Source organism: Psychromonas aquimarina ATCC BAA-1526 (assembly GCF_000428725.1).
GTDB lineage: Bacteria > Pseudomonadota > Gammaproteobacteria > Enterobacterales > Psychromonadaceae > Psychromonas > Psychromonas aquimarina.
The window spans coordinates 123,787-149,309 of the sequence record NZ_AUAM01000009.1; the positions used below are offsets into that span (position 1 = coordinate 123,787).

The window sequence follows — 25,523 nt, forward strand, 5'->3', positions numbered from 1 at the left end:
AGAGATAAATTTTTACTTAGGGGAATGTTTTGGACAGAAATATGAAGGTACTAATTGTTGATGATTTTTCAACAATGAGAAGAATAATCAAGAATTTATTACGAGATCTTGGTTTTACAAACACTTTTGAAGCTGATGACGGCAACACCGCTTTGCCGATGCTGAAAGAAGGGGATTTTGAATTCGTTGTAACAGATTGGAATATGCCGATTATGCAGGGAATTGATCTTCTCAAGGAGATCCGCAAAGACCCTAAATTAAAGCATTTACCTGTTTTAATGGTAACAGCTGAAGCAAAAAGAGAGCAGATTATTGAAGCTGCTCAGGCCGGCGTAAACGGTTATATTGTTAAACCTTTTACCGCCGGTACGTTAAAAGAAAAACTGGATAAGGTTTTTGAACGATTAGGTTAAAAGGGGATGGGTATGGCACATGAATTAACGCCGTTACTGTCACTCTCTCAAGCAAAAGCACTAGTCGCTCATTTAGAAGCTGATGAGATAAACGCCGCAAATGAAATTGTTGAGAGTGTAAGTAAACCAGCATCAGAAGAAGATAGCGTTGTTTTTTACAAGGTTGGTGAATTAACTCGAGAACTGCATGACGCATTAGTGAGCTTTCAAAACGATACTCGCTTAGTGGATATGGCTGGCCAGGATATTCCTGATGCTAGAGAGCGTTTAAATTATGTTATCGAGATGACTGATAATGCGGCCAATAAAACCATGGATGCAGTTGACACCTGCCTGCCTATTGCCGATAAACTTATTGAAGATCTTGAGGCTGTAACCCCAAGCTGGCAGGGACTTATGAGCCGAGATTTAGCATTAGGCGAGTTTAAGATCCTGTGTCATCAGATTGATGCGATGATTAAAGAGTCAACAGCCAGTGCATTAAATTTAAGAACTTCTCTTACTGATATTCTAATGGCACAGGATTTTCAGGATTTAACCGGGCAGATGATTCGACGGGTAATCGAATTGGTGCAGGAAATTGAATCAAAATTAGTCGTGATCTTGACTGTATGTCACCCCGGAGATAAGTATTCCGGCGATGAAACAGCTGCAGATAGTACGAATAAAGATATTAAAGCTGAAGGGCCCATCATAAACGCAGAAGAGCGGGATGATGTTGTAAATGGACAAGATGATGTTGATGATTTGCTCTCTAGTTTAGGATTTTAAGGAAACGGAAAATGACATTCGAAGTAGATGAAGAGATCCTCCAGGACTTTCTGATAGAAGCTGGAGAAATTTTAGAATTACTATCAGAGCAGCTGGTCGAATTGGAAAATAATCCAAACGATACTGAATTACTCAATGCCATTTTCCGTGGATTTCATACAGTAAAGGGCGGGGCCGGTTTTTTATCTTTGACCGAGCTGGTTGAAACCTGCCATGGTGCCGAGAATGTCTTCGACGGCCTACGCCAGAATCACCGCAGTGTTGATGCCGCACTGATGGATACTATTTTAGGTGCATTAGACGTTATCAATGAACAGTTTGAAGCTGTGCAGGCCGGAGAGAGCGTAACGGCTGCTCCCCCTGATATTTTAGAACAGCTGCACCGCTTGAGTAAGCCTGCATCGGAAGATGAAGTACCGCAGGCCGCTGCTGAACCCGTTCCTGAACCTGTACCCGAAACGCCGGCTCCTGAAGCCGTGATTTCTGAGCCAGTCTCCCCTGCTGGAAATTCTATTGATGAGATTGACGAAGCTGAATTTGATGCGTTATTAGATGAACTGCACCAGCAGTCAGGCTCTACGGTAACGGCACCGGCAGCCACTCCTGAAAGTGCTGATATTTCTGAAGACGAGTTTGAGTCGCTGCTTGATGAGCTGCACGGTGTCGGAAAACATGGTTTAGCGCCGCCCGCTTCGTCTGACGAAGTTGAGAAAAGTGTAGAGAAAACAGCCGCTGCAGACAGCGCTGCTTCAAGTACTGATATTAATGATGATGAGTTTGAGTCTTTACTTGATGAACTGCACGGTAAAGGTGCTCACGGCGGAGTTCCCGTACAAAGCAGTGAACCGGTAAAAGCAGCCGCAGCTAGTGATGAAATAACTGATGATGAATTTGAATCATTACTTGATGAATTACACGGCGCAGGAAACAGCGCGCAGACAAGTACTGAAAAGTCGCCGGTATCTGTGCAGGCCGCACCAGCCGAACCGCAGGCTCCTGTAAAACCGCCCGCTCCGGTGAAAGCCGCCGCTCCTGAGATTAAAGCACCAGCCCCTGAAGTTAAAGCTCCTGTTCCTCAGGAGGCTGCGCCTAAAGCACCTGCGCCTAGGGCTCAGGCACAGAAAAAAGCGCCGCCGGCAGCTGTAGAGCCGACAGTACGGGTTGATACAAGTATTCTTGATGAAATAATGAATATGGTTGGTGAACTAGTACTGGTACGTAACCGTCTGGTCAGCCTTGAATCAACCTCCGAGGATGAAGAAATATCCCGTGCTGTTGCTAATTTAGATATTGTTACCGGGGATCTGCAGGGCTCGGTAATGAAAACCCGAATGCAGCCGATTAAAAAAGTATTTGGTAAATTTCCACGTGTTGTTCGAGATTTAGCGCGTACTTTAGGTAAAAATATTCGTCTTGATTTAGTTGGTGAAGAAACTGATTTAGATAAAAACTTAGTGGAAGCGCTGGCAGATCCGCTTGTGCATTTAGTACGAAACTCAGTGGATCATGGTATCGAAATGCCGAATATTCGTATGCAGAATGGTAAAGAGAAAGAAGGGCGAATATTATTATCTGCTTCGCAGGAAGGGGATCACATACTGCTGGTTATCGAAGATGACGGCGCCGGTATGGATGCTGATAAGTTAAAACAGATCGCAATGGATAAGGGTATCTTAGATCAAGATGGTGCGGATAGAATGTCCGACAAAGAAGCCTACTCTCTTATCTTTGCACCGGGCTTCTCGACCAAAGTTGAAATATCGGATATCTCCGGCCGCGGCGTTGGCATGGATGTGGTTAAAACCGGAATAACCAAATTAAACGGTACCATCTCAATTGATTCAAAATTAGGTAAAGGAACGCGCTTAGAAATAAAAGTACCGCTGACTTTGGCTATTTTGCCGACCCTAATGATTGTTGTTGCGGATCAGACATTTGCATTACCTTTAACTAATGTAAATGAGATTTTTCATCTGGATTTATGTAAAACAAATATCGTTCATGGTCAGCTGACAATTGTTATACGTGATCGTGCTATTCCGCTGTTTTATCTTCGCGACTGGCTGGCGCCGCATGCTGAACCGATTGAAAAAGGTCAGGGAGTCGGGCATGTAGTGATTGTACAGTTAGGTGTGCAGCAGATAGCATTTGTTGTTGATGCACTGCTTGGTCAGGAAGAAGTCGTTATTAAAGCGCTGGATAAACTGCTGTCAGGTACTCCAGGTATGGCCGGGGCTACCATTACTAGTGACGGCGGGATTGCTCTTATCCTTGATTTACCAAGCTTATTAAAACATTACGCATAAAATAAATAGGATTTTAAATGGCAATAAAAGTATTAGTTGTTGATGATTCGAGTTTTTTTCGTCGTCGAGTAAGTGAAATTATCAACAAATCCCCTTCATTAGAAGTTATTGCAACAGCAAATAACGGACAGGAAGCTGTGGACATGGTTGCCAAGGTCAAGCCTGATGTAGTCACTATGGATATTGAAATGCCGGTTATGGACGGCATCACCGCAGTGAAAAAAATCATGGCGGCGAATCCCCTGCCTATTCTGATGTTCTCTTCGCTAACCCATCAGGGAGCAAGTGCAACTTTAGATGCTCTGGAAGCGGGCGCATCAGACTTTTTACCGAAAAAATTTGAAGATATCGCACGAGATAAAGAGGAAGCGATTGCATTACTGCAGCAGCGGATTATCGCTATCGCCAACCGCCGTGTGTCGCGAGTCCCAGTTCGCCCTGTAACACCAGTAAGAGAGACTGCTAAGCCGGCTTCAAGCCCGTTAAGAACAAGTCCGGCATTATCGGCATTAAAAAAGTCAACGGAGACCACCCGTTCAGCAAGACCTGCTGCTTCGATTAGTACAACTCCCGCAGCTAAAGCAGCAGCTGGTACGCCAGTGCCTAAAAAACATTTTAAGGCATCCGGCAAATCCTATGATATTTTAGCCATCGGTACATCAACAGGAGGCCCTGTTGCATTACAGACCATTTTGTCAGAGCTTCCGCGTAACTTTAAACTGCCGATAGTCTTGATTCAGCATATGCCGGGAACCTTTACTAAAGCTTTTGCCGATCGCCTCAACGGGATATGTCAGATCAGTGTAAAAGAAGCTGCTGACGGCGATGTTTTAAAACCCGGCTGCGCGTATTTAGCGCCCGGCGGTAAACAGATGCTGCTTGACGGCCGCGCGGGACAGGCCAAAATAAAAATTCATGAAGGCAGTGAAAAGTTAAACTACAAACCCAGTGTTGATATTACTTTTGCTTCATTATCGAAACTATACAGTAACAAGGTACTTGCGGTTGTATTGACCGGTATGGGAGCTGACGGCCGGGACGGTGCTCGTATGCTGAAAGAGAGAGGATCGGAAATCTGGGCTCAGGATGAAGCAAGCTGTGTTGTTTACGGTATGCCTCAAGCGGTAGCGAAAGCTGGAATTGCGACGGAGTCTTTACCATTGGAGCTGGTGGCAAAACGAATCAAGGTAGAGCTGAAGCATGAATAAGCTTGGTTTTTTAGGCTTTTTTATCATTATTTCAAGTTTGTTATTTGCACAAGTTTATCATGGCTCGTCAATAAAAGGTCTGTTTGATTTACCTGCTTTTTTAATTGTATTTGGCGGGACATTAGGAGCAGTACTGATCCAAACCTCAAGTAAGCAGCTTATCCATGCATTAAAGCTGCTTCCTAAAGTCTTTTACAGACCTTCCCATTCCCTCGCCGAGCAGTCAAAAAAAATCCAAAACTGGTCCTATAAATCACGTCAGCACGGTCTGCTAAGTTTAGAAAATGAAAGTGATGAAAACCTTGATCCTTTTACCCGAAAAGGTCTGGCAATGCTGGTTGACGGCTGTGATCAGCTGGCTTTGCAGGATATCCTGCAGCAGGATATTGATTTAGACAGTGAACATCATGAACGCAGCGCTCAGCTGTATGAATCAATGGGAGGATATAGTCCGACAATCGGTATTATCGGTGCTGTATTAGGTCTGATTCAGGCCATGAGTTTTCTTGATCAGCCCGATAAATTAGGTGCGGGTATTGCTGTGGCTTTTGTCGCTACCATTTATGGTGTGGGTTTTGCCAACTTTATATATCTGCCGATAGCCAATAAAATTCGACTTCATTATCAATATACTGCGCTCTACAAAGAGATGACTTTAATCGGTCTGATTGCCATTGCACACGGTGATAACGGTCTGCTTCTGGATCGTCGTTTACACGGCTATATTGACCGGGCATCTTTTTAATGCGTGTTCGTCCCCGCTCTCGATTGAAGATGCATAGCGGTAACGATCTGCACCGCTGGACTGTTTCCTACGCAGATTATATGACATTAATGTTTGCCGTTTTTGTTGTGCTGTTTGCCGTCTCCGCAAGCAGGGAAGATAAATATAAAGAAGTTGTTAGCAGCATTCAAAATGCGACTCAACTGCTTAGCCAGTCTGTTTTCAGCTCAGATAGAGAAGGTATTCTTACTGAAAACAGTAACAGTATTATTGAAGATGCCGGTCCGGCAATGTTATCTGAGGGAATGGTTAATCAGGCCAATAATGAACTTTCAGATGTTGATACGTTAAAAGCAGGTTGGGAGCTGAGTCAATTAAAACTTGAGCTGGAAGCGTTATTCTTATCTGAATTGAACGATCAGGTGGTACAGTTAGATCTTGATGGAGACTGGTTAACTATTGAGATGGGGGGGCAGTTACTGTTTGCTTCCGGAAGTCACAGCCTTCTTGCCTCTTCAGCTGAACTGACGCGTAAACTAGCCGTTGTATTAAAGCCGGTAGATAATATGCTCCGTATCCGTGGTTATACCGATCAGGATACGATATCTAACGAGATATATGCCTCGAACTGGGAACTTTCCGGGGCTCGGGCGTTTAGTGTACTGCATGCATTAAATGAACTTGGTATTGTCGGCCAGAGAATGGTAGTGGAAGCCTATGGTGAATATTATCCGCTAACCGCTGCAGACGGCAGTGTGGATAACGTAAGAAGCCGCCGGGTTGTGATTGCAGTATCTAAATATGCTTTTGTTGAACCTGCTGTTATTTCTAAAAATGATAATAAAAATAAGGTTACGCCTCCTGCCCTTCCGAAGCCGGACAGCGAAGAGATGCAGGAAATTTATTTACCGGATAATCGCTTAATAATTACTACAAGGCAGGAATAAAGTTGTTAGTTTGGACTGTAGCAAATCAAAAAGGGGGCGTGGGTAAAACAACAACTGTGGTTTCATTAGCAGGGCTGCTGGTTGAACGTGGTTTTCGAGTTTTACTCATTGATACGGATCCGCATGCTTCTTTAACCAGTTATCTGCAGTACGACTCGGATCAGCTCCCTGTCAGTTTATATGATCTTTTCCAGGAGCCTGCGGAGAAAAAATCTGAGTTAGATCAGGTTATTTTACCGACAGAGATGAACAACATTTCATTAATTCCAGCCTCTATGGCTTTAGCTACCCTGGATCGGGTATTAGGCGATAAAGAGGGCATGGGGCTGTTTTTAGATAAACAGCTAAAATTAGTGGAAGACGACTTTGATTTTGTTCTTATTGACTGTCCGCCTGTGCTTGGTGTGATGATGGTTAATGCTTTAGCTGCCTGTGATAAAATACTGGTGCCGGTGCAGACGGAGTTTTTAGCATCAAAAGGATTAGAGCGTATGATCAAAACGCTCGAAATTATGCAGCACTCTCGAGATTCTGATTTTGATTACTGTATTATTCCAACCATGTATGACAAAAGAACGCGTGCATCACTAAATACTTTAGAGGCACTAAAAAACAGGTACTCAGATAAAGTCTGGAGTGGTGTCATTCCTGTGGATACTAAATTTAGAGATGCAAGCCTGGAGAATTTACCCGTTTCTTTTTATTCGCGTAATTGTCGAGGTGTTTTTGCATACGAAACTTTACTTAATTATTTGTTACAAGCAGAGCAGTACTAAATGAAAAATAATAATGATGAGGCAATGGAAAATTACTTTGCGTCTATGCTGCGTGAGGAAACGCCGCAGAAAGTGATGTCTAAAACACTAACGGATGATGTTCATGAGCAGTTAGAGAGCTTACGTTCTGCTGTACCTGTTTTGCCGGAAACACTGGTTTTTTCGGAAAGTGAGAAAGAAGTAGAAACTTTAAATGCACAGCAGTTGTCTGAAGCTGTTGAAACAAGTCCCGTTCAGTCGGCTCAATGGAAGAACTTAGAAGTTGAAAATGAGTTTCAGGTGTTGTTTTTCGAACTGGCAGGGTTAACCTTTGCAGTTCCTTTAACTGATTTAGGAGGAATTCATCATCTGGATTCTTCACTCAATTTTTTATTAGGCAAGCCGGACTGGTTTTCAGGGGTAATGACTCATAATAAGTCGTTATTTAATATCGTTGATACTGCAAAATGGATAAACACCGGTGCTTCTGCGGAAACATTAAATTACAGCCATTATATTTTACTCGGCTCAACTGACTGGGGTCTGTCCTGTGAGAAATTATTAGGCACAGAAACACTAAACAGTTCGCAGGTAAAATGGCGGACAGTAGAAGGGAAAAGGCCATGGCTGGCCGGTATGGTTAAAGAAAAAATGTGCGCTTTGATCCATGCTGATGAATTAGTTAAGCTGTTGAATAGCGGAATGAATATTCACGGACATTAAGCACTGGAAAAATTTTGATTAACAACTAATATAAACTCATAACCTATTAACCAACCCAATTGAACAGAGAATATTATGAATAGAGACGGCCAAACATCAGACAGTTCTTCCGATGACGAAATCTTCCAAAGGGTGACTTTTCAGTTAGAAAATGAGACTTATGGTATCAATGTAATGCAGGTGCAGGAGATTTTGCGTTACACTGAAATTGCCGCTGTGCCAGGTGCTCCTGATTATGTGCTGGGTATCATTAATTTACGAGGCAACGTTGTTACCGTAATTGATACCCGCTCTCGCTTTGGTTTGATGCCCGCTGATATTACAGATAACAGCCGTATTGTTATTATTGAAGCAGAAAAGCAGGTGATTGGTATTTTGGTTGACAGCGTTGCTGAAGTTGTTTACTTGAAAAAATCAGAGATGGAAGTGGCTCCTCATGTGGGAACGGAAGAGAGCTCTCAGTTTATTCAAGGAGTAACTAATCGTGACGATGGTTTACTTATTTTAGTTGATTTAAATAAGCTCCTCAGTGATGAAGAGTGGGATGAGTTAAGCCTTTTATAAATCTAATTATTCGGGTAGTGAATGTATTTACAATATATCCCCTGGCTGGCCTTAGTGCTAGCCTTTGTTTTTTTTGTTATCTGTCTTTATTTAATAAACAAACTAATTAAGAAAACCCATGCGTTAGAAGTACTTGTTAAATCTTTATTAGCAAGTAATGAAACCAATAAACAGCAGTTCACTGAGATTCATTCCGGCGCAGTAGGCATGGGGAAAAAAATCCAACAGTTAGATTCTGTTATTAAAAAAACTCAAGAAAATCAATTGAATCTGGTCGCACAAGCCCCAGAAAACCGGCTTTATACGCGTGCGGTTAAAATGGTTGAGTTAGGTGCTTCAATTGAAGAGTTAATGACAGAATGTGAGCTGCCCAGAGCTGAAGCAGAACTGCTGCTTAACCTGCACCGTAAATAACCTGCTGTTGGTCCGAGGATATTAGCCTTCACTGATTTTTTGCCTATGTTAGTTCCTGAACCGGGTTTTTATCTGCCCGGTTATATTACGAGTAACTCCTGCATTTTTCATCCCTGTTGTTTCTCTAGTCTTTTGAGAGAATAATAACTTGCTCATATTAACGCTTTATCTTTATTACTTAGCTTAAATATCTGTGTTAGGATGCGAAACTCTTAAAATAACCTTCAATATCGGGGGTTGTATTCACTCTCTAATCTCTTTATTTTGTTAGGTTGTATTAATGCTTCACTGCGAAAAGTTAACTTGTGTCCGTGAGGATAGAATCTTATTTAAAGATCTTAGTTTTACCGTTAACCCGGGAGAAATTGTACAAGTTGAAGGGCCTAACGGTGTTGGTAAAACCAGCCTTTTTCGTCTGCTGGTTGGTTTATCCAGTCCATATTCAGGGCAGGTACTGTGGAACGGAAATTTAACATCTGAGGATCGCGAATCTTTTTATCAGGAGCTTCTGTATCTTGGTCATAAAACAGGTGTGAAACCCGAGCTCACAGCCTTAGAAAATTTACAGTTTTTTCAGCAGATGCACTCAAGTTTTAGGGATGCGGATCTATGGCAGGTATTAGCAAAGGTTGGGCTGGCAGGTTACGAAGATATTACTGCATCTCAACTGTCAGCCGGGCAGCTGCGCCGCGTTGCATTGGCGAGGTTGTGGCTTAATGACTGTCCGTTATGGATACTTGATGAACCATTTACTGCTATTGATAAGTCAGGTGTTGCTGTTTTAGAAGAGCTTTTTATTAAACATGCTGAAAATGGCGGTATTGTAGTGCTTACCACTCATCAGGATCTAAGTATCGATTCAAGCCTGCTTGCAAAAATTACACTGACTAAAACGGCGGCTGATATATATGTTTAAGGCATTTTCACAGGTTGTCAGTAAAGAATTGAAAGGCGCTTTTCGCCGTCAAAGTGATATTCTTAATCCAATCTGGTTTTTTATTATTGTTGTAACGCTTTTTCCGCTGGGCATAGGTACGGATCCTGCGTTACTGAAGCGAATTGCGCCTGGTATTATCTGGGTTGCCGCATTATTAGCCGCACTGTTATCTTTTGAGCGTTTGTTTAAAGATGATTTCATTGACGGCTCCCTTGAGCAATTGATGCTAACCCGGTATCCTCTGCCCTGGTTAGTAAGCGCCAAAGTTTTTGCTCACTGGCTGCTTACCGGCCTGCCTGTTTTGTTAGTATCCCCTCTGCTTGCGACCTTTCTGGCGCTTGATATTGAGACCTACTGGGCGTTATTTTTAACATTATTAATTGGTACACCTATATTGAGTCTACTGGGAGCAATTGGTGTTGCTCTAACGGTTGGTTTACGAAAAGGGGGGCTCTTATTAAGTTTAATTATGCTTCCCTTGAGTATTCCGATTCTAATATTTTCGACAATGGCTATTGATGCCGCCGCATACGGGCAGTCATATTTAGGATTGTTAGCGCTTCTTGGTGCCATGCTGGTCGCTTCGATCACTTTATCACCATTCGCGATTGCCGCTTCATTACGCGTTAGTGTCAGTTAAAACAGACAATATTAAAATAGATAGAGAAAAGTTATGTGGAAATGGTTACATCCTTATGCAAAACCCGAAAGAAGTTATCAGCTGGCTGGTAAGTTATTACCCTGGTTTACCGCACTCACAGTCATTACATTTGTAGTGGGCTCGGTGTGGGGCTTAGTATTTGCACCAGCTGATTACCAGCAGGGAGACAGCTTCCGTATTATTTATATTCATGTACCGGCCGCTATGATGGCTATGGCTGCTTATTCCACCATGGCGATTGCCGCTTTTATTGCTTTAGTCTGGCAGATCCGCATGGCGGAAATGACAGTGGCTGCCACTGCGCCGGTAGGGGCGGTATTTACTTTTATTGCATTATTCACCGGTGCAGCCTGGGGTAAACCTATGTGGGGCGCATGGTGGGTATGGGATGCCCGGTTAACCTCGGAGTTAATTTTACTGTTTGTCTACCTTGGTATTATCGCTCTGTATAACGCCTTTTCAGATAAAGTCTTAGCTGGGCGGGCCGCTTCAATTTTAACTTTAGTCGGCGTTATTAATTTACCGATAATCCATTATTCAGTGGTCTGGTGGAATACTCTGCATCAGGGAGCAACTATCAGTAAATTTGAGAAACCGTCAATGGCACCAGAAATGCTCTGGCCTCTTATTATTATGATCGTTGCCTTCGGGGCATTTTTAGGCACCTTAACTTTGATGCGCTTTAGAAATGAAATTTTAGCGAGAGAAAATCATCGCCCCTGGGTAACAGCACTAATTACCGATATTAATATGCAGAAATTAACTGGAGAAAAATAAATGGCGTTTACTTCAATCGCAGATTTCTTTGCCATGGGCGGCTATGGTTTTTATGTATGGTTAGCATACGGTATCTCTATCCTTTCTTTGATTGTGTTAATTATCAATACAATGCATAAAAGAAAAATGGTATTAAAAACAGTTAAACAGCGTATTGCTCGAGAGCAGCGTATTAAAAATGCAAGTAATATGGAAGGAACATTATGAATCCGAGACGTAAAAAACGCTTAATAATTACTTCTTCATTAGTGATTGGTTTATCACTGGCTGTTGGTCTGGTTCTATTTGCTCTGCAGCAGAATATTGATCTCTTTTATACGCCGACTGAAATAGTAAAAGGTAAGAATGAAACGGGCATTAAACCTGAAGTGGGTCAGCGTTTACGTGTCGGCGGTATGGTTTTAGCCGGTACTGTAAAACGGGATCCGACAAGTTTAAAAGTAAGTTTTGATCTGATCGATAACGGCGGCGGTATTGTGACGGTTTTCTTTGACGGTATTTTACCGGACCTGTTTCGTGAAGGTCAGGGCATTGTTGCGCAGGGGGAGCTGAAAAACGCAACACAGATAAATGCTTTTGAAGTACTTGCAAAGCACGATGAAGAATATATGCCTCCTGAAGTTGCTGATGCTCTGCAAGGCATGGATCATTTAAAAACTGATAAAAATAAATAGAAGGACAGTTTAATGCTTGCTGAAATTGGTCAATTATCATTAGCAATAGCCTGTATGTTGTCGCTGTTACAAACAGTTTATCCGCTTTATGGTATCTATGCGCGTAACCAAAGCGCGGTTGAATCTGCAAAAATACTGACTAATCTGCAGTTTGTATTTGTCACTATAGCGTTTATTGTTTTATGTTATTTATTTATCGCCAATGATTTTACTGTGGTTTATGTAGCAACAAACTCGAACTCGGCATTACCCTGGTATTATCGTTTATCAGCAGTCTGGGGCGCACATGAAGGTTCACTGCTTTTATGGGTGTTTTTACTGTCCTTATGGAGCTCAGCGGTTGCGGTAATGAGTAAACGCTTACCTGTTGAGTCGATTGCCCGGGTGCTGGCTGTGCTGGGGCTTTTATCATTAGGTTTTTACCTGTTTGTTTTATTAACTTCAAACCCGTTTTTACGTACTCTGCCTTACTTTCCTGTTGATGGTCGAGATCTTAACCCTTTACTCCAGGATGTGGGGCTGATAATGCACCCTCCAATGCTGTATATGGGGTATGTTGGTTTCTCTGTTGCATTTGCTTTTGCTATTGCCGCATTGATGGAGGGACGCTTAGACAGCGCATGGGCTAAATGGTCACGCCCGTGGACAATGGCCGCCTGGGTATTTTTAACAATCGGTATCGCACTGGGGAGCTGGTGGGCTTATTATGAATTAGGCTGGGGCGGCTGGTGGTTCTGGGATCCCGTTGAAAATGCTTCTTTTATGCCCTGGATTGCCGGTACTGCATTAATTCATTCATTATCTGTTAGTGAAAAGCGCGGTGTTTTCAAATCCTGGACTGTGCTGCTGGCAATTAGTGCATTTTCCTTAAGTTTATTAGGCACCTTCTTAGTTCGTTCCGGCATTTTAGTGTCAGTGCATGCCTTTGCCAGCGATCCTGCCCGCGGCCTTTTTATACTGGCATTCTTGATCTTCGTGATCGGCGGCTCATTACTGTTATATGCGGTACAGGCTTCAAAAGTAAAAAGCCGCGGCCGTTTTGACCTGCTTTCGCGTGAAAGCCTGCTCCTGATTAACAATATATTATTAATTGCGGCTCTGATTGTGGTTTTGCTGGGTACACTTTTACCACTGGTGCATAAAGAGATCGGCTTAGGCAGCATCTCTATCGGCGAACCGTTTTTCAACAAAATGTTTAGTATTCTGATTGTGCCGTTTGCGTTGTTTCTTGGTGTAGGGCCTTTGGTTCGCTGGAAGCGTCAGAAAATTAACGAACTGTTGAAGCCGTTAGTTTTATCGTTAATTCTCAGTACAGTTATTGCTGTTCTATTTATATTCCAGTATTCGTCCAAATTTACCTGGATGGCACTGTTAGGTGTGTTCCTCGGCTTCTGGATACTGGTGACAACCTGTTATGAACTGTATTTACGAGCGACTTTCCGTTTTACGCTTTTAAAAGGCCTGAGTAAATTAGGTAACAGCCATTGGGCGATGAGTATCGGTCATGCCGGTTTTGCCGTGATGATCATTGGTATTACTATGACGCAGAACTTCTCAATTGAACGGGATGTGAAATTAGCGGTTGGTGAAAGTATTGCGTTTGAACATTACGATTTCCATTTTGATGCACTGGAAAATGCAGACGGTCCTAACTTTACTGCTACCGCCGGCGTTTTTACCGTGTTAAAAGATGATAAATTTGTAGCCACAATGAAAGCTGAAAAACGTATTTACACTGTACAGAGAATGCCGATGACTGAGCCTGCTATTGATGCCGGAGTGACACGGGACTTATACATTGCTATGGGTGAAGTACTGCCGGACGGCTCGTGGGCTGTGCGGATTTATTATAAACCGTTTATCCGCTGGATCTGGTTTGGTCCTCTGATGATGGGCTTTGCCGGTATACTTATGATGCTGGATCGCCGCTATCGTGTTAAAAAAGTGAGTGAAGAATTAGAGGGGAATGTCTAGTTATGGCAAATACTCGTAAAATACTGACCCTGTCGGTGCCGTTAGTTATATTTTTTTCTGTTTGTTACTTTCTCTTTAAGGGACTGTACTCGGATCCGCGTAAACTTGACTCTGCGCTGATTGGGCAAAGTGTGCCGCAGTTTACTCTGCAGGATATTTATGATCCGCAGAAACAATATGACTCTTCAATTTTTAAAGGTCAGAAGATGCTGCTAAATGTGTGGGCGACCTGGTGCCCTACCTGTTATGCCGAGCATAAATTCTTAAATAAACTAGCCGGACAGGGCATTTATATCGTAGGTATGAATTATAAAGATAACCGTACAAAAGCGATAAAATGGTTAACCGATCTTAAAGATCCCTATCAGATCAGTCTGTTTGATGAAAACGGCATGCTTGGCCTGGATCTCGGTGTTTACGGTGCGCCGGAGACTTATTTGATTGATAGTAAAGGAATTATTCAATACCGTCATGTGGGTGATCTGAACGAAAAAAACTGGTCTGAGACTGTGCTACCAATTTTTAATGAGATGGAGTAAATAATGCCGTTAAGCTCATTCCGTTATTACTTAATGCCTGCTTTTATTTTACTGCTCTGTTTTATCAGCGTCGGGGCTAATAGTGCTATTGAAACATTTGAATTTGATAATGTTGAGCAGGAGCAGGTTTTCCATGATCTGACTAAACAGCTGCGCTGTCCAAAGTGTCAGAATCAGAATATATCTGATTCAAACGCGCCGCTGGCTAAGGATTTACGCAATAAAACCTATGAATTAGTTAAGCAGGGAAAAAGTGAACAGCAGGTTGTGGATTATATGGTTGCCCGTTTCGGCAACTTTGTGCGTTACGATCCGCCGCTGACACCTGCGACTATTTTCTTATGGTTAGGTCCGCTTGTGTTTATTTTTATCGGTTTTTACTTTTTATACGGGCAGTTAAAAAGACAGAATAAACAGGATGATCACCTAGACTCGCAGGAGTCTGATCGTCTGGAGCAGATTCTCGCAGGTAAAACCTCTGTAAATAAAAAAACTAAGCAGGAGAAAAAATAATGATCTTACAGTTTTGGTTAGCTGCTGTACTGCTGCTTATTATTGCAGGTGCTGTTTTTGTTCTGCCTTTTTTGCGGGAAAAAAACAAAGCTCAGGCGGATGCTGCGAGTCGAAATCAGCTGAACAAATCATTATATGAAGTTCGTTTAGCGGAACTGGAACAGGATGAAGCGCAGGGGCTTCTGGTTGATAAAGCGAAAATTGTTACTGAACTGCAGCACAACCTGCTTGATGATACAAGTGAACAGCTGCCCGCTGCAGCAGTTAAAAAAAGCAGCTGGATCTGGCTGCCCGGCCTGGTGGTGCTTGTTTTCGGCAGCCTTAGTCTGTACTGGTCTGTCGGGGCATATCAGCAGACAGCTCAATGGCAGGATGTGCTGCAGCGTTATCCTGCACTGCAGAATAAGTTATTTAATGACCGCAGCAGTCAGCCGAGTGAGCAGGATTTACGAGATATTATGCTCGGCCTGCGCACGCAGCTGGCGGCGGATGAAAATGATGCCGACGGATGGCTGCTGTACAGCCGCTTGGCAATGGTATTTAAAGACGGCGAATTAGCTTTAAACGCAGTGAAGAAAGCACATCAGTTAGATCCTGAGTCTCTAGATATTCGTCTGGTTTATATTCAGTTAAAAATGCAGATGGGGGATGAATATTCGCAGAATCAGGCTGAAGTTATGCTTATGAAAGTGCTGCAGGATTATCCTAATGAGCTGGAAGCCTGGTCAATGTATGCTTTTATGGCACTTGAAAAACAGGATTATATCTCTGCAGTAGAGCGTTGGAAAAAAATGCTGACTCTGATTGATCCTGAGTCTGAGCAGGCCGCTATTCTGCAGGACAGTATCGCTTATGCGCACAAGCAGATAAACGGCGCATCTGTTGAAAGTGATGCTGTGCAGGCACATAAGGCTATGCCTACTGCTAAAGTAGAGAAAACCATCCAGGCAGTCGGCCAAACTTATCAGGTGCAGATATCTGTTGATAAAAAAGTAACTGTGCCTGAAAACGGCTTCTTATTTGTTTTTGCACAGTCAGCCGGCGGTCCGGCAATGCCTATTGCAGCTTTAAAAATGAACATAAGCAGCTTTCCGGTAACGGTTGAGCTGTCAGATGCTAACTCTATGATGGAAGGTGTTAAGTTAAGCGATTATCCTGAATTCATTATAAAAGCACGTATTTCATCTGATAGTAACGTTAACAGCAAAGCAGACCGCTGGCAGGGTGAGAGCCCGGTTATTAAAGCGGGTCAGGAAACAGATATAAAACTGCTTATTTCTCAGCAATTATAAAACTCCCCGAAAAACACACGCTGAAAAATCATTGAGCGTGTGTTTTTTTTGTTTTTTGTTTATGCTTGTTTCATCTATCTTTACATTCAGGCCAATATACTTACAAATGCGATTACCTTGTTTTTTTATTTTTCTGCTGTTTTCAAGCAGCTTGTCCGCACAGACCGCAAACGGCGGACGCCAGTCTCATATGAGCGATCCTCTTGAACCGGTTAACCGGGTAATTTGGGACTTCAATTATCAGATCTTAGATAATTATATATACCGCCCGGTAACTACAAGTTATGTCGACTGGGTGCCCATGGGCGGGCGAAAGGCTGTTAGTAATTTTGTATTGAATTTAGAAGAGCCTTCAACCATGGTTAATAATTTAATTCAGCTGGAGTTTAAACACTCTGCGGATGCGTTTTTACGATTTTCCGTTAACTCGACGGTGGGACTGTTGGGACTGTTTGATGTGGCCGCCAAAGGCGGCATAGAACGCCGCCGGGAGAGCTTCAGTAATGTGCTCGGCCGCTGGTATGTGCCTAACGGTCCCTATTTAATGGTTCCTGCATTGGGACCGAGGAGTACGCGTAAAGTAGTCGGCGATATTGTTGACAGTTTGTATTTTCCTGCAAGTTACTTTACCTGGTGGCAGACGCTGGCTCTATGGGGGGCTGACGGTTTAGAGAAACGCGCCAGCTTATTAGGTCAGGAGCCGCTGCTCGAACAGTCCCTGGATCCCTACCTGTTTGTTAAGGAAGCATATATCCAGTATGAGTCATTTAAATTTCATGCAAACAGTGAAGATATGAACCTGTTTATGGAAGAAAAAGCGGTTATAAATGAAGAAGAGTTTGATTCTGATTTAGATGACTTTATGGATGAAATTGATTAACGCTTTGTTTTCAATAAAAGCGCAATAATTGTGTTAATAACCTTAGGAGGGTATGTGTCTAACATTAATTTAATTACTATCGACGGTCCAAGCGGATCTGGTAAAGGTACGGTATGTCATATACTGGCCAAAAAACTAAACTGGAATTTACTCGATAGCGGAGCCTTATACCGAATTTTAGCTTTTGCCGCGCTTCAGAAAAAAGTTGATTTGGATGATCAAAAAGCGCTGGCTGCATTAGCGCTGAATCTGCAGGTTTCTTTTCAATCGAATGGTCAGGGGGTTGATACCTTGTTAGGCGGGGAAAATGTCGGCGATAAATTAAGAACAGAAACTGTCGGCAAAGCAGCTTCACAGATAGCATCAATTGAGCTTGTTAGAGAGGCTTTATTAGAAAGGCAGATAGCTTTCCGCCAGGCTCCCGGCTTAATTGCCGACGGCCGGGATATGGGCACGGTTGTTTTTCCGGATGCTCCGGTTAAAGTATTTTTAGATGCCAGTGCTGAAGAGCGGGCGCAGCGCCGTTTTAATCAGTTGCAAGATAAGGGTTTTAATGTTAGCATCGCGCAAATTTTAAGCGAAATCAAAGATCGTGATTTTCGAGATCGAAATCGAGCTGTTGCGCCGTTACGGCCAGCAGAAGACGCATTAGTGATCGACTCAACATCATTAACAATTGATGAGGTTGTGAATCAGGTTCTTGAGCTGACTAAGCTGAAATTAAATCTGGCAGGGGAATAATCTCCTGCTGTTAAAAACACTGCTTTATGGATGAAGCGGTTATCTTTCTTGCCTCCCTCGCGAATGGATTGTGTTGGGTTGTATAAAATAAGTGTGAATAAATAGATGATGGAATCTTTTGCTGAACTATTTGAAGAATCTCTTCAACAGGTAGAAACTCGCCCGGGTACGATTGTTAAAGGTACAATCGTAGGAATTCGTAACAACCTAGTATTCGTTGATGCTGGTCTTAAATCCGAAGCTGCAATCCCTGCTGAAGAATTCAAGAACGCTGCCGGCGAAATCGAAGTTGCTGTTGGCGATGTATGTGATGTAGCACTTGACGCGGTTGAAGATGGTTTCGGTGAAACTAAACTTTCTCGTGAAAAAGCGAAACGTCATGAAGCTTGGATCCAGCTTGAGAAAGCATACGAAGACCAAGAAACTGTTATCGGTGTTATCAACGGTAAAGTTAAAGGTGGTTTCACTGTTGAATTAAACGGTATTCGTGCATTCTTACCTGGCTCATTAGTTGACGTACGTCCTGTACGTGACACTGCTCACCTTGAAAACAAAGATATTGAATTCAAAGTGATCAAACTTGACCAGAAACGTAACAACGTTGTTGTTTCTCGTCGTGCTGTTATCGAAACGGAAAACAGTGCAGAACGTGAAGAGCTGCTTGAAAATCTTCAAGAAGGTCAAGACGTTAAAGGTATCGTTAAGAACCTTACAGACTACGGTGCTTTCGTAGATCTAGGTGGTGTAGACGGCCTGTTACACATTACAGATATGGCTTGGAAACGCGTTAAGCACCCAAGTGAAATCGTAAACGTTGGTGATGAAATCAACGTTAAAGTTCTTAAATTTGACCGTGAGCGCACTCGTGTTTCTCTAGGTCTTAAGCAGCTTGGTGAAGATCCATGGGTAGCAATCGCTAAGCGTTACCCAGAATCAACTCGCCTAACTGGTAAAGTTACAAACTTAACTGATTACGGTTGTTTTGTTGAGATTGAAGAAGGCGTTGAAGGTTTAGTACACGTTTCAGAAATGGACTGGACTAACAAAAACATTCACCCGTCTAAAGTTGTTAACCTTGGTGACATGGCTGAAGTTATGGTTCTTGATATCGACGAAGAACGTCGTCGTATCTCTCTAGGCCTTAAACAGTGTAAAGCTAACCCATGGGAAGAGTTCTCTTCAACTCACGATAAAGGTCAGAAAGTTTCTGGTAAGATCAAATCTATCACAGATTTCGGTATCTTCATCGGTCTTGACGGTAACATCGACGGTCTAGTACATCTTTCTGATATCAGCTGGGATGTTGAAGGCGAGAAAGCAGTTCAAGAGTACAAAAAAGGCGACGAAATCGAAGCTGTTGTACTACAAGTTGACCCAGAGCGTGAACGTATCTCTCTAGGTATCAAGCAAATTGCTGCTGACCCGTTCAATAATTACTTAGCAGAAAACAAGAAAGGGTCTATTGTTGTAGGTACTATTTCTGAAGTTGATGCTAAAGGTGCAACTGTTACTCTTGCTGATACTGTTGAAGGTTACATCCGCGTTGCAGATATCTCACGTGACCGTATCGAAGATGCATCTACAGTGTTAAAAGCTGGTGAATCTGTTGAAGCTAAATTCGTTGGTGTTGATCGTAAAAACCGCGTAATTAGCCTTTCTATCAAAGCGAAAGATGAAGCTGATGAGAAAGAAGCAATTGATACATTAAAACAACAAGATGAAGCAAGCATGGGTAATGCAATGCTTGACGCGTTTAATGCAGCTAAAGGCAAATAATTAATAAGGCGTCAGTTTACTGCCGCCATTAATTAGCATTAACTGGAGTCGGTTTACTGCATTCATTTATGAAAACGAGGTAAGTTATGACTAAGTCTGATCTGATTGAAAGACTAACCAGCAAGCACTTTCAATTGTCGGTTAAAGAAGTTGAAGACAGTGTAAAAGAAACACTAATGTTAATGACCAATTCACTTGCTGACGGCGAGCGCATTGAAGTCAGAGGTTTTGGCAGTTTCTCTTTGCATTACCGCGGACCACGCGTTGGACGTAATCCTAAAACGGGAGATAAAGTTGAACTGGGTGGTAAGTATGTTCCTCACTTTAAACCAGGCAAAGCATTGAGAGAGCGAGTAAATGCTGCCAATGCATAAGTGAAATAAAAAGGTGCTTTTAGAGCACCTTTTTTGTTTCTGCCGTTTACCTGTTTATACAACAGGCCGGGCTGTATCGGCTTTTTTATAAATAGGCAGAACGATTCAGCACATGCCTGTAGGCCTATGAGCTAGCGCTATAAACAGGAAGAAGGGTACTGCGAAGAATGCTGGTGCTTTGAATAAAATGCCCGCCAGTTGTCTGTGAGCGAATATCTGCATACACTTTGCTTACCTTTATTAGACAAAATCTGTAAACTACCCGTATCAATGATTTATTCCCTGATTAATATATAATAAACTGATTAACTCATCTTTAACTCTTAAGGTCTGCTATGAAACTTTTTTTCACTCTGGCTGTGACAGTCTTTTTGTTTGCGGTTGTGGTTATTCTTGGCCTTAAAAACCAAGAGTTAGTTAATATTAATTATTTAGTTGCTCAAAGTGAGATGCGTCTTTCCACCCTGTTTGCCGTTATATTTTTAATCGGTTTTGTGGTGTCCTCTCTGATCGGTACATTTTTTTATATGAAGTTAAAAATGAAAAATAGAAAACTGCGCAAACTGAATAAAAAACAGCGTAAAGAGCTTAATCAGCTGCGCACTCTGCCTGTAAAAGCCTAACCTTTAGTGCAGGAAATATTCTTCCTCTTACTTCCCGTTGCAGCCTTTTACGGCTGGTATATGGGAGTGCGCAGCGTTCACCAGAAAAATCAGAAAAAAGGTAATAAGTTAAGTCGAGATTATGTGCAGGGGTTGAACTTTTTATTAGGTGATCAGCCCGATAAAGCGGTTGATCATTTTATTGCGTTACTGGAAGTTGATAGCGAAACTATTGAAACCCATCTTGCTCTAGGCAACCTGTTTCGCCAGCGTGGCGAGGTAGAGCGTGCTATTCGTATCCATCAGAATTTAATTGCCAGACCCACACTTACGCGCGAGCAGCGTGATTTAGCGCTGCTGCAGTTAGGTAAAGATTTTTACCAGTCGGGGCTTTTTGACCGAAGCGAAGATATATTTATCCAGTTAAAAGAGTCACCTGAATACCAAACGGTTGCATTGGAAAATTTGCTGAATATTTATCAGCAGCTGAAAGAGTGGAAAGATGCCGTTGCGGTGACCGAGACATTAAACAAGCTGTCTAAAGGTAAAGCTAAGCGCCGAACACTTGCTTACCTGTACTGCAGTCTAGCTGAGCAGTTAACAATGCCGGCGGAAGAAAAGCAGAAAGTAAAACTGTACCAGAAAGCATTAACTGTATTTCCTAACTGTATTCGCGCGAGCATAGAGCTTGCTGAGTATTACCAGAGTAAAAATAAACCGGAAAAGGCGTTAAAAACGCTGCAGGTAATTCCTGAGTTAGATATTGATTTTAGCGAAGTGATATTAGACAAATTATTACAGCTTCATCATCAGCTCGGCAGTGAAGAAGAGTTAATTAATTATCTGTACCGTATTGTCAGTTTAGGGGCCGGGGCGAGTACCGTTATTCTGCTGTCAAAACTTATCGCTCAATACCGCAGTGTTGATAAAGCGCAGTCATTTATGCTCCAGGAGCTGCGCCGTAATCCGACCATGAAGGGTTTTAACCACCTGATGACCTATCATCTGCAGCTCGCAGAGTCGAAGAATGAGATAGACAGTTTATCTTTTTTACAAAAATTAGTATCAGAGCAGATTAAGCTTCGTCCTCAATACCGTTGTCAGAAATGCGGCTATGCTAGTAAGAAGATTTTCTGGCAGTGTCCTTCCTGTAAAAGCTGGGGACGGATCAAGCCGATTCGCGGTCTTGACGGCGAATAATATAAACTCCTGGAGATTGTCCGGGAACTGGAAAATAGAAGAAAAATAGGAAAAAAAATGAGCCAGTTATTAGATCCCAAAGTAGTGATTGCTTTAGATTATGCAGATCAGCAGCAGGCGCTGGATTTTATCAGTCAACTTGATCCCGCCGCTTGTCGTTTAAAAGTCGGGAAAGAGATGTTTACTCATTTTGGTCCTGATTTTGTGAAAAGACTTGTAGATAAAGGCTTTGATGTATTTTTAGACCTTAAATTCCATGATATCCCTAATACTGTTGCCAAAGCTGTTAAAGCTGCAGCTGATTTAGGCGTATGGATGGTAAATGTTCATGCCGGCGGCGGGCGTCGTATGATGGAAGCTGCTAAAGCAGTTCTGGAGCCGTATGGTGATAAAGCGCCGCTGTTAATGGCAGTAACTGTCTTAACCAGTATGGATGAATCAGACTTAAAAGAGCTGGGTATTGAACTGTCACCGGCCGAGCAGGTTAAGCGTCTGGCTAGTTTAACTAAATCCAGCGGTCTTGACGGTGTTGTCTGTTCTGCTCATGAAGCGCAGGCTTTAAAAGCTTTATTAGGAGATGAGTTTAAGCTTATCACCCCTGGTATTCGCCCTGCAGGCTCAGATGCTGGTGATCAGCGCCGTATTATGACGCCTGAGCAGGCTGTTAATGCCGGATCGGATTATTTAGTGATCGGCCGCCCGATAACGCAGGCTGCTGATCCGGCTAAAGTACTTAGTGAAATAAATGCAACACTGAGTTAATCATCTTTTAGACTGCAGAGGCCGCAAGAAATATCTTGCGGCTGTAAAGCTGGAACTGTTCAATGAAAAAAATCGATATTAATAAGTATAAAGTCGAGTTTATGGAAAAATTTGCTTTTGAATTTAAAGAGTGGATGTCGCCGACAATTCGTGATTATTATTCATTATTTATCAAAAAAGCACATACTAATAAAAGCCAGCTCCTTTCCTGGGTTAGAGAGTACTCGATTTTAAAAGACGGGCGCTCAATAAATGTGGCGCAAAAACCGGTACAGCTTTCTCCCGAAGCAAGAGAACTGTTCCTGCATCTGCGGGCGCAGATAGGAGAAGAAGTACATGTCGGAGACTGGCTGGAGATTACACAGGATCGCATTGACCGCTTTGCAGACGTTACTGAAGATCATCAGTGGCTGCATAATGATGTGGAAAAAGCACAAAAAGAGTCGCCTTTTAAAACAACCATTGCCCATGGTTTTTTAACCCTGTCGCTGCTGCCGCGTTTAACCGACAGTGTAAACCCGGAAAAACCTCTCTACCCAAGTGCCAAGATGACGGTTAACTACGGGTTAAATCAGGTCCGTTTCCCTTACCCGGTGAAAACCGGCAGTGTGGTGCGCGCGCACAGCCGCCTGATTAAAGTGACACCGATAAAACGTGGCCTGGAAATTGAAAAAGAGATTTCCATTGAAATAAAAAACACCCGTCGCCCTGGCTGTGTCGCTGTTTCTGTTGTGCGGGTTTACTTCTAAACTCAATTAATCCCGGCCTGCTTGGGCCGGGAATTTTTCTATATAATTCCACTTGCAAAATTAATTCCCCGTTTTTCCTAAAGTTATTTTTTGACCTGTCGATAACCTTATTAAGTCTGAACATTCGACTGTTTTGAAATGAACCGTTAAATAAATTAAAAAAGTTTTAAAGTTATTTTTTAAGCGGTCGATAAGAGATACATACTTAATCAAACTGATTCGTAAGTTTTATAGAGAACTTAAGTCAGAAAATAAATAACCAAGGAGCACATCATGGCTGCAGTAGTAAACACCAATGTAATGTCACTGAACGCACAGCGTCAGTTAGGCAAATCACAAATGACAAGTAACCAGGCTATGGAACGTTTATCTTCTGGCTTACGTATCAACAGCGCAAAAGACGATGCTGCTGGTCTTGCTATCTCGACTGGTATGCAGTCACAAATTAAAGGTATCAACCAGGGCGTGCGTAACGCTAACGATGGTATCTCAATGGCACAAACTGCAGAGGGGTCAATGGATGAAATGACTAACATCCTGCAGCGTATGCGTGAACTGTCTGTACAGGCATCGAATGATACCAACTCTTCTTCAAACAGAGCGTCAATCCAGAAGGAAGTAGACCAGCTTTACTCAGAGCTGGACCGTATCGCTGAAACAACGCAGTTCAATGGTATTAATTTATTAGACGGTTCAAACAAATCAACCACGTTGCAGATTGGTGCAAACTCAGGTGAAACCCTGTCTTTCTCTATTGATGCAGTAACCACTAAAGATTTAAATCTGAATGCTGTTTCCGGTACGGGTGAGTTAAATAGTGGGCGTGTTAATAGCGGGGCAGCTGTTGTAGCAGCGACGACTGATGTGACCGTTAATGGTGCCGCTCTTGCTGTTCCGGCAACTTCTGCTGCTGATGACATAGCGACTGCCTTTAATGCGGTACAAGGTTTGTCGGGTGTTTCAGCAAGCGCGTATAATGTGGTTGAAGGTGTCTCTGGTGCAACAGGTGTAACCTCTGGTTTGATTATTAATACTGATACTGTTTCTGATTCATCAGATATGGCTAGTCTGGTCGATAACATTAACCGGGATGTAGCCGGCGTGACTGCATCGCTTAATAATGATGGTGCTTTGGTTTTAAGTAATGATACAGGTGCTAATATTGTTCTTGCGGGTACCGATACAGGTTCTGGTTTAACTGGTACTGCTACCTATGGTGGTTATGTTTCATTAACCAGTGCCGATGGCGAAGCAATTGAATTAGGTTTAGGCACTACGGGTGACGCTGCAGATATTCAGTCACTTGGTTTTAACGTATCAACTGGCTCGGATTCAGTAACTGGTACCGCGGTTGCCTCAACCGCAATCGATTCAACCGTCGATGGAATTCAAATTAATGGGGTGGATTTAGGCAGTGTGACAGGTACAACGGCTGCGGATAAAGCGTTTGCAATTAATGCTATCTCGACACAAACCGGAGTTAGCGCATCAGCTACAACCGTGGTTACGGATACAGCGGTTGATGTTGATGCACAGCAAGCCGCCAATGATTTAGTAATAAATGGTACAAGTATTGTTACAACGGGTGATACCAGTGTGGATGATTTGATTGCGGGTATTAATGGTACCGCGGCGCTGCAAGGTGTGGTGGCAAGTGCAGATGATGATGGTAACTTGGTTTTAACATCGAATGCGGGTAACGATATTATTGTGGCAGGTACTGGTATGACAGCAGGTACAACCACTGGTACAATCACCTTAACCGGTGAAAATGGCAAAGATGTGGTTGTCACCAGTAAGGCTGCCACAGAAGCACTTAAGGCCACAGCGACGGCTAAATTAGGCCTGACTGATCAAGGTGGTAACTCAACCGCTGTTGGTACCGGCCTAAGCGTGACCAGTGCTGCCAACGCATCAAACAGTATCGACCGTATTGACGATGCTCTGAATAAAATCACTGAATCTCGAGCAAACCTTGGTGCGGTTCAAAACCGTCTCGGCTCTACAATTTCTAACTTAGAAAATGTATCGCAGAACATCTCGGCGGCAAACTCTCGAATTCAGGATGCGGATTTCGCAGCTGAAACTTCAAAAATGAGTAAAGCGCAGATCTTACAACAAGCGGGTACATCGATGTTAGCGCAGGCAAATGCATCATCACAAAGTGTACTTTCTCTTCTTGGCTAAGTTGGGGCAGCTGGTTAAAATAGGCAATAATTTAGCTCCCTAGTGATAGGGGGCTTTTTT

28 protein-coding genes are annotated in these 25,523 nt (G+C 42.8%); all 28 read left to right on the forward strand.

Annotated elements, in window-relative coordinates:
- Window positions 1–29 precede the first annotated feature (29 nt).
- The 28 genes from cheY (at window position 30) to G337_RS0102720 (ending at window position 25,463) form a co-directional block, all read left to right on the forward strand.
- Entirely contained in the window at window positions 30–413 is a 384-nt protein-coding gene (gene cheY / locus G337_RS0102585) for a chemotaxis response regulator CheY (protein WP_026339155.1), read from the forward strand.
- Window positions 414–425: 12 nt separating this feature from the next.
- Window positions 426–1,184: a protein phosphatase CheZ gene (locus tag G337_RS0102590; protein WP_028862490.1), complete on the forward strand. Its 759-nt coding sequence runs from the start codon at window positions 426–428 to the stop codon at window positions 1,182–1,184.
- Window positions 1,185–1,195: 11 nt separating this feature from the next.
- On the forward strand, window positions 1,196–3,490 hold the full coding sequence (locus G337_RS0102595) for a chemotaxis protein CheA (protein WP_028862491.1): 2,295 nt from the start codon (window positions 1,196–1,198) through the stop codon (window positions 3,488–3,490).
- A gap of 17 nt (window positions 3,491–3,507) precedes the next feature.
- The gene (locus tag G337_RS0102600) at window positions 3,508–4,698 is read left to right on the forward strand and encodes a protein-glutamate methylesterase/protein-glutamine glutaminase (protein WP_028862492.1); all 1,191 of its coding nucleotides are present in this window, start codon (window positions 3,508–3,510) and stop codon (window positions 4,696–4,698) included.
- Window positions 4,691–5,443: a flagellar motor protein gene (locus G337_RS0102605; protein ID WP_028862493.1), complete on the forward strand. Its 753-nt coding sequence runs from the start codon at window positions 4,691–4,693 to the stop codon at window positions 5,441–5,443. Before G337_RS0102600 ends, G337_RS0102605 begins: the two co-directional genes overlap by 8 nt.
- A complete protein-coding gene (locus G337_RS0102610) occupies window positions 5,443–6,369 on the forward strand; it encodes a flagellar motor protein MotB (protein WP_028862494.1) in 927 nt (308 codons plus the stop codon). Before G337_RS0102605 ends, G337_RS0102610 begins: the two co-directional genes overlap by 1 nt.
- 2 nt (window positions 6,370–6,371) lie before the next feature.
- On the forward strand, window positions 6,372–7,145 hold the full coding sequence (locus G337_RS0102615; protein ID WP_028862495.1) for a ParA family protein: 774 nt from the start codon (window positions 6,372–6,374) through the stop codon (window positions 7,143–7,145).
- A complete protein-coding gene (locus tag G337_RS0102620; protein ID WP_028862496.1) occupies window positions 7,146–7,847 on the forward strand; it encodes a chemotaxis protein CheW in 702 nt (233 codons plus the stop codon).
- Window positions 7,848–7,922: 75 nt separating this feature from the next.
- On the forward strand, window positions 7,923–8,411 hold the full coding sequence (locus G337_RS0102625; protein WP_028862497.1) for a chemotaxis protein CheW: 489 nt from the start codon (window positions 7,923–7,925) through the stop codon (window positions 8,409–8,411).
- Between the two features lie 21 nt (window positions 8,412–8,432).
- A complete protein-coding gene (locus G337_RS0102630; protein WP_028862498.1) occupies window positions 8,433–8,825 on the forward strand; it encodes a DUF2802 domain-containing protein in 393 nt (130 codons plus the stop codon).
- Between the two features lie 280 nt (window positions 8,826–9,105).
- Window positions 9,106–9,741: a cytochrome c biogenesis heme-transporting ATPase CcmA gene (gene ccmA / locus G337_RS0102635; RefSeq protein WP_028862499.1), complete on the forward strand. Its 636-nt coding sequence runs from the start codon at window positions 9,106–9,108 to the stop codon at window positions 9,739–9,741.
- Window positions 9,734–10,402, forward strand: coding sequence for a heme exporter protein CcmB (ccmB, locus tag G337_RS0102640; protein WP_028862500.1), 669 nt, complete (start codon window positions 9,734–9,736; stop codon window positions 10,400–10,402). The genes ccmA and ccmB overlap by 8 nt, the downstream gene beginning before the upstream one ends.
- A 33-nt stretch (window positions 10,403–10,435) precedes the next feature.
- On the forward strand, window positions 10,436–11,200 hold the full coding sequence (locus G337_RS0102645; RefSeq protein WP_028862501.1) for a heme ABC transporter permease: 765 nt from the start codon (window positions 10,436–10,438) through the stop codon (window positions 11,198–11,200).
- Window positions 11,201–11,407, forward strand: coding sequence for a heme exporter protein CcmD (gene ccmD, locus G337_RS0102650; RefSeq protein WP_019613232.1), 207 nt, complete (start codon window positions 11,201–11,203; stop codon window positions 11,405–11,407). It begins immediately after the preceding gene.
- A complete protein-coding gene (gene ccmE, locus G337_RS0102655; protein ID WP_028862502.1) occupies window positions 11,404–11,874 on the forward strand; it encodes a cytochrome c maturation protein CcmE in 471 nt (156 codons plus the stop codon). The genes ccmD and ccmE overlap by 4 nt, the downstream gene beginning before the upstream one ends.
- Window positions 11,875–11,886: 12 nt before the next feature.
- Complete coding sequence (locus G337_RS0102660; RefSeq protein ID WP_028862503.1) at window positions 11,887–13,848, forward strand: heme lyase CcmF/NrfE family subunit; 1,962 nt, start codon at window positions 11,887–11,889, stop codon at window positions 13,846–13,848.
- Between the two features lie 2 nt (window positions 13,849–13,850).
- Window positions 13,851–14,387 (forward strand): DsbE family thiol:disulfide interchange protein, encoded by a 537-nt coding sequence (locus G337_RS0102665; RefSeq protein WP_028862504.1) that lies wholly within the window; start codon window positions 13,851–13,853, stop codon window positions 14,385–14,387.
- 3 nt (window positions 14,388–14,390) lie between these two features.
- A complete protein-coding gene (locus G337_RS0102670; RefSeq protein ID WP_157619181.1) occupies window positions 14,391–14,900 on the forward strand; it encodes a cytochrome c-type biogenesis protein in 510 nt (169 codons plus the stop codon).
- Window positions 14,900–16,192, forward strand: coding sequence for a c-type cytochrome biogenesis protein CcmI (gene ccmI / locus G337_RS0102675; RefSeq protein WP_028862506.1), 1,293 nt, complete (start codon window positions 14,900–14,902; stop codon window positions 16,190–16,192). Before G337_RS0102670 ends, ccmI begins: the two co-directional genes overlap by 1 nt.
- A 106-nt stretch (window positions 16,193–16,298) precedes the next feature.
- Entirely contained in the window at window positions 16,299–17,072 is a 774-nt protein-coding gene (locus G337_RS0102680) for an MlaA family lipoprotein (protein WP_245597618.1), read from the forward strand.
- 54 nt (window positions 17,073–17,126) lie between these two features.
- Complete coding sequence (gene cmk, locus G337_RS0102685) at window positions 17,127–17,813, forward strand: (d)CMP kinase (RefSeq protein WP_028862508.1); 687 nt, start codon at window positions 17,127–17,129, stop codon at window positions 17,811–17,813.
- A 105-nt stretch (window positions 17,814–17,918) separates the two neighbouring features.
- Window positions 17,919–19,589, forward strand: coding sequence for a 30S ribosomal protein S1 (rpsA, locus tag G337_RS0102690; protein WP_019613224.1), 1,671 nt, complete (start codon window positions 17,919–17,921; stop codon window positions 19,587–19,589).
- A gap of 86 nt (window positions 19,590–19,675) precedes the next feature.
- Window positions 19,676–19,963: an integration host factor subunit beta gene (locus G337_RS0102695; RefSeq protein ID WP_028862509.1), complete on the forward strand. Its 288-nt coding sequence runs from the start codon at window positions 19,676–19,678 to the stop codon at window positions 19,961–19,963.
- A 335-nt stretch (window positions 19,964–20,298) separates the two neighbouring features.
- Entirely contained in the window at window positions 20,299–20,586 is a 288-nt protein-coding gene (locus tag G337_RS0102700) for a LapA family protein (RefSeq protein WP_028862510.1), read from the forward strand.
- A 6-nt stretch (window positions 20,587–20,592) separates the two neighbouring features.
- On the forward strand, window positions 20,593–21,765 hold the full coding sequence (lapB, locus tag G337_RS0102705) for a lipopolysaccharide assembly protein LapB (protein ID WP_028862511.1): 1,173 nt from the start codon (window positions 20,593–20,595) through the stop codon (window positions 21,763–21,765).
- A 57-nt stretch (window positions 21,766–21,822) separates the two neighbouring features.
- The gene (pyrF, locus tag G337_RS0102710; protein ID WP_028862512.1) at window positions 21,823–22,527 is read left to right on the forward strand and encodes an orotidine-5'-phosphate decarboxylase; all 705 of its coding nucleotides are present in this window, start codon (window positions 21,823–21,825) and stop codon (window positions 22,525–22,527) included.
- A 62-nt stretch (window positions 22,528–22,589) separates the two neighbouring features.
- Window positions 22,590–23,276, forward strand: a complete 687-nt coding sequence (locus tag G337_RS0102715; RefSeq protein WP_028862513.1) for a MaoC family dehydratase — start codon at window positions 22,590–22,592, stop codon at window positions 23,274–23,276.
- 273 nt (window positions 23,277–23,549) lie between these two features.
- Window positions 23,550–25,463, forward strand: coding sequence for a flagellin N-terminal helical domain-containing protein (locus G337_RS0102720; protein WP_028862514.1), 1,914 nt, complete (start codon window positions 23,550–23,552; stop codon window positions 25,461–25,463).
- Window positions 25,464–25,523 lie beyond the last annotated feature (60 nt).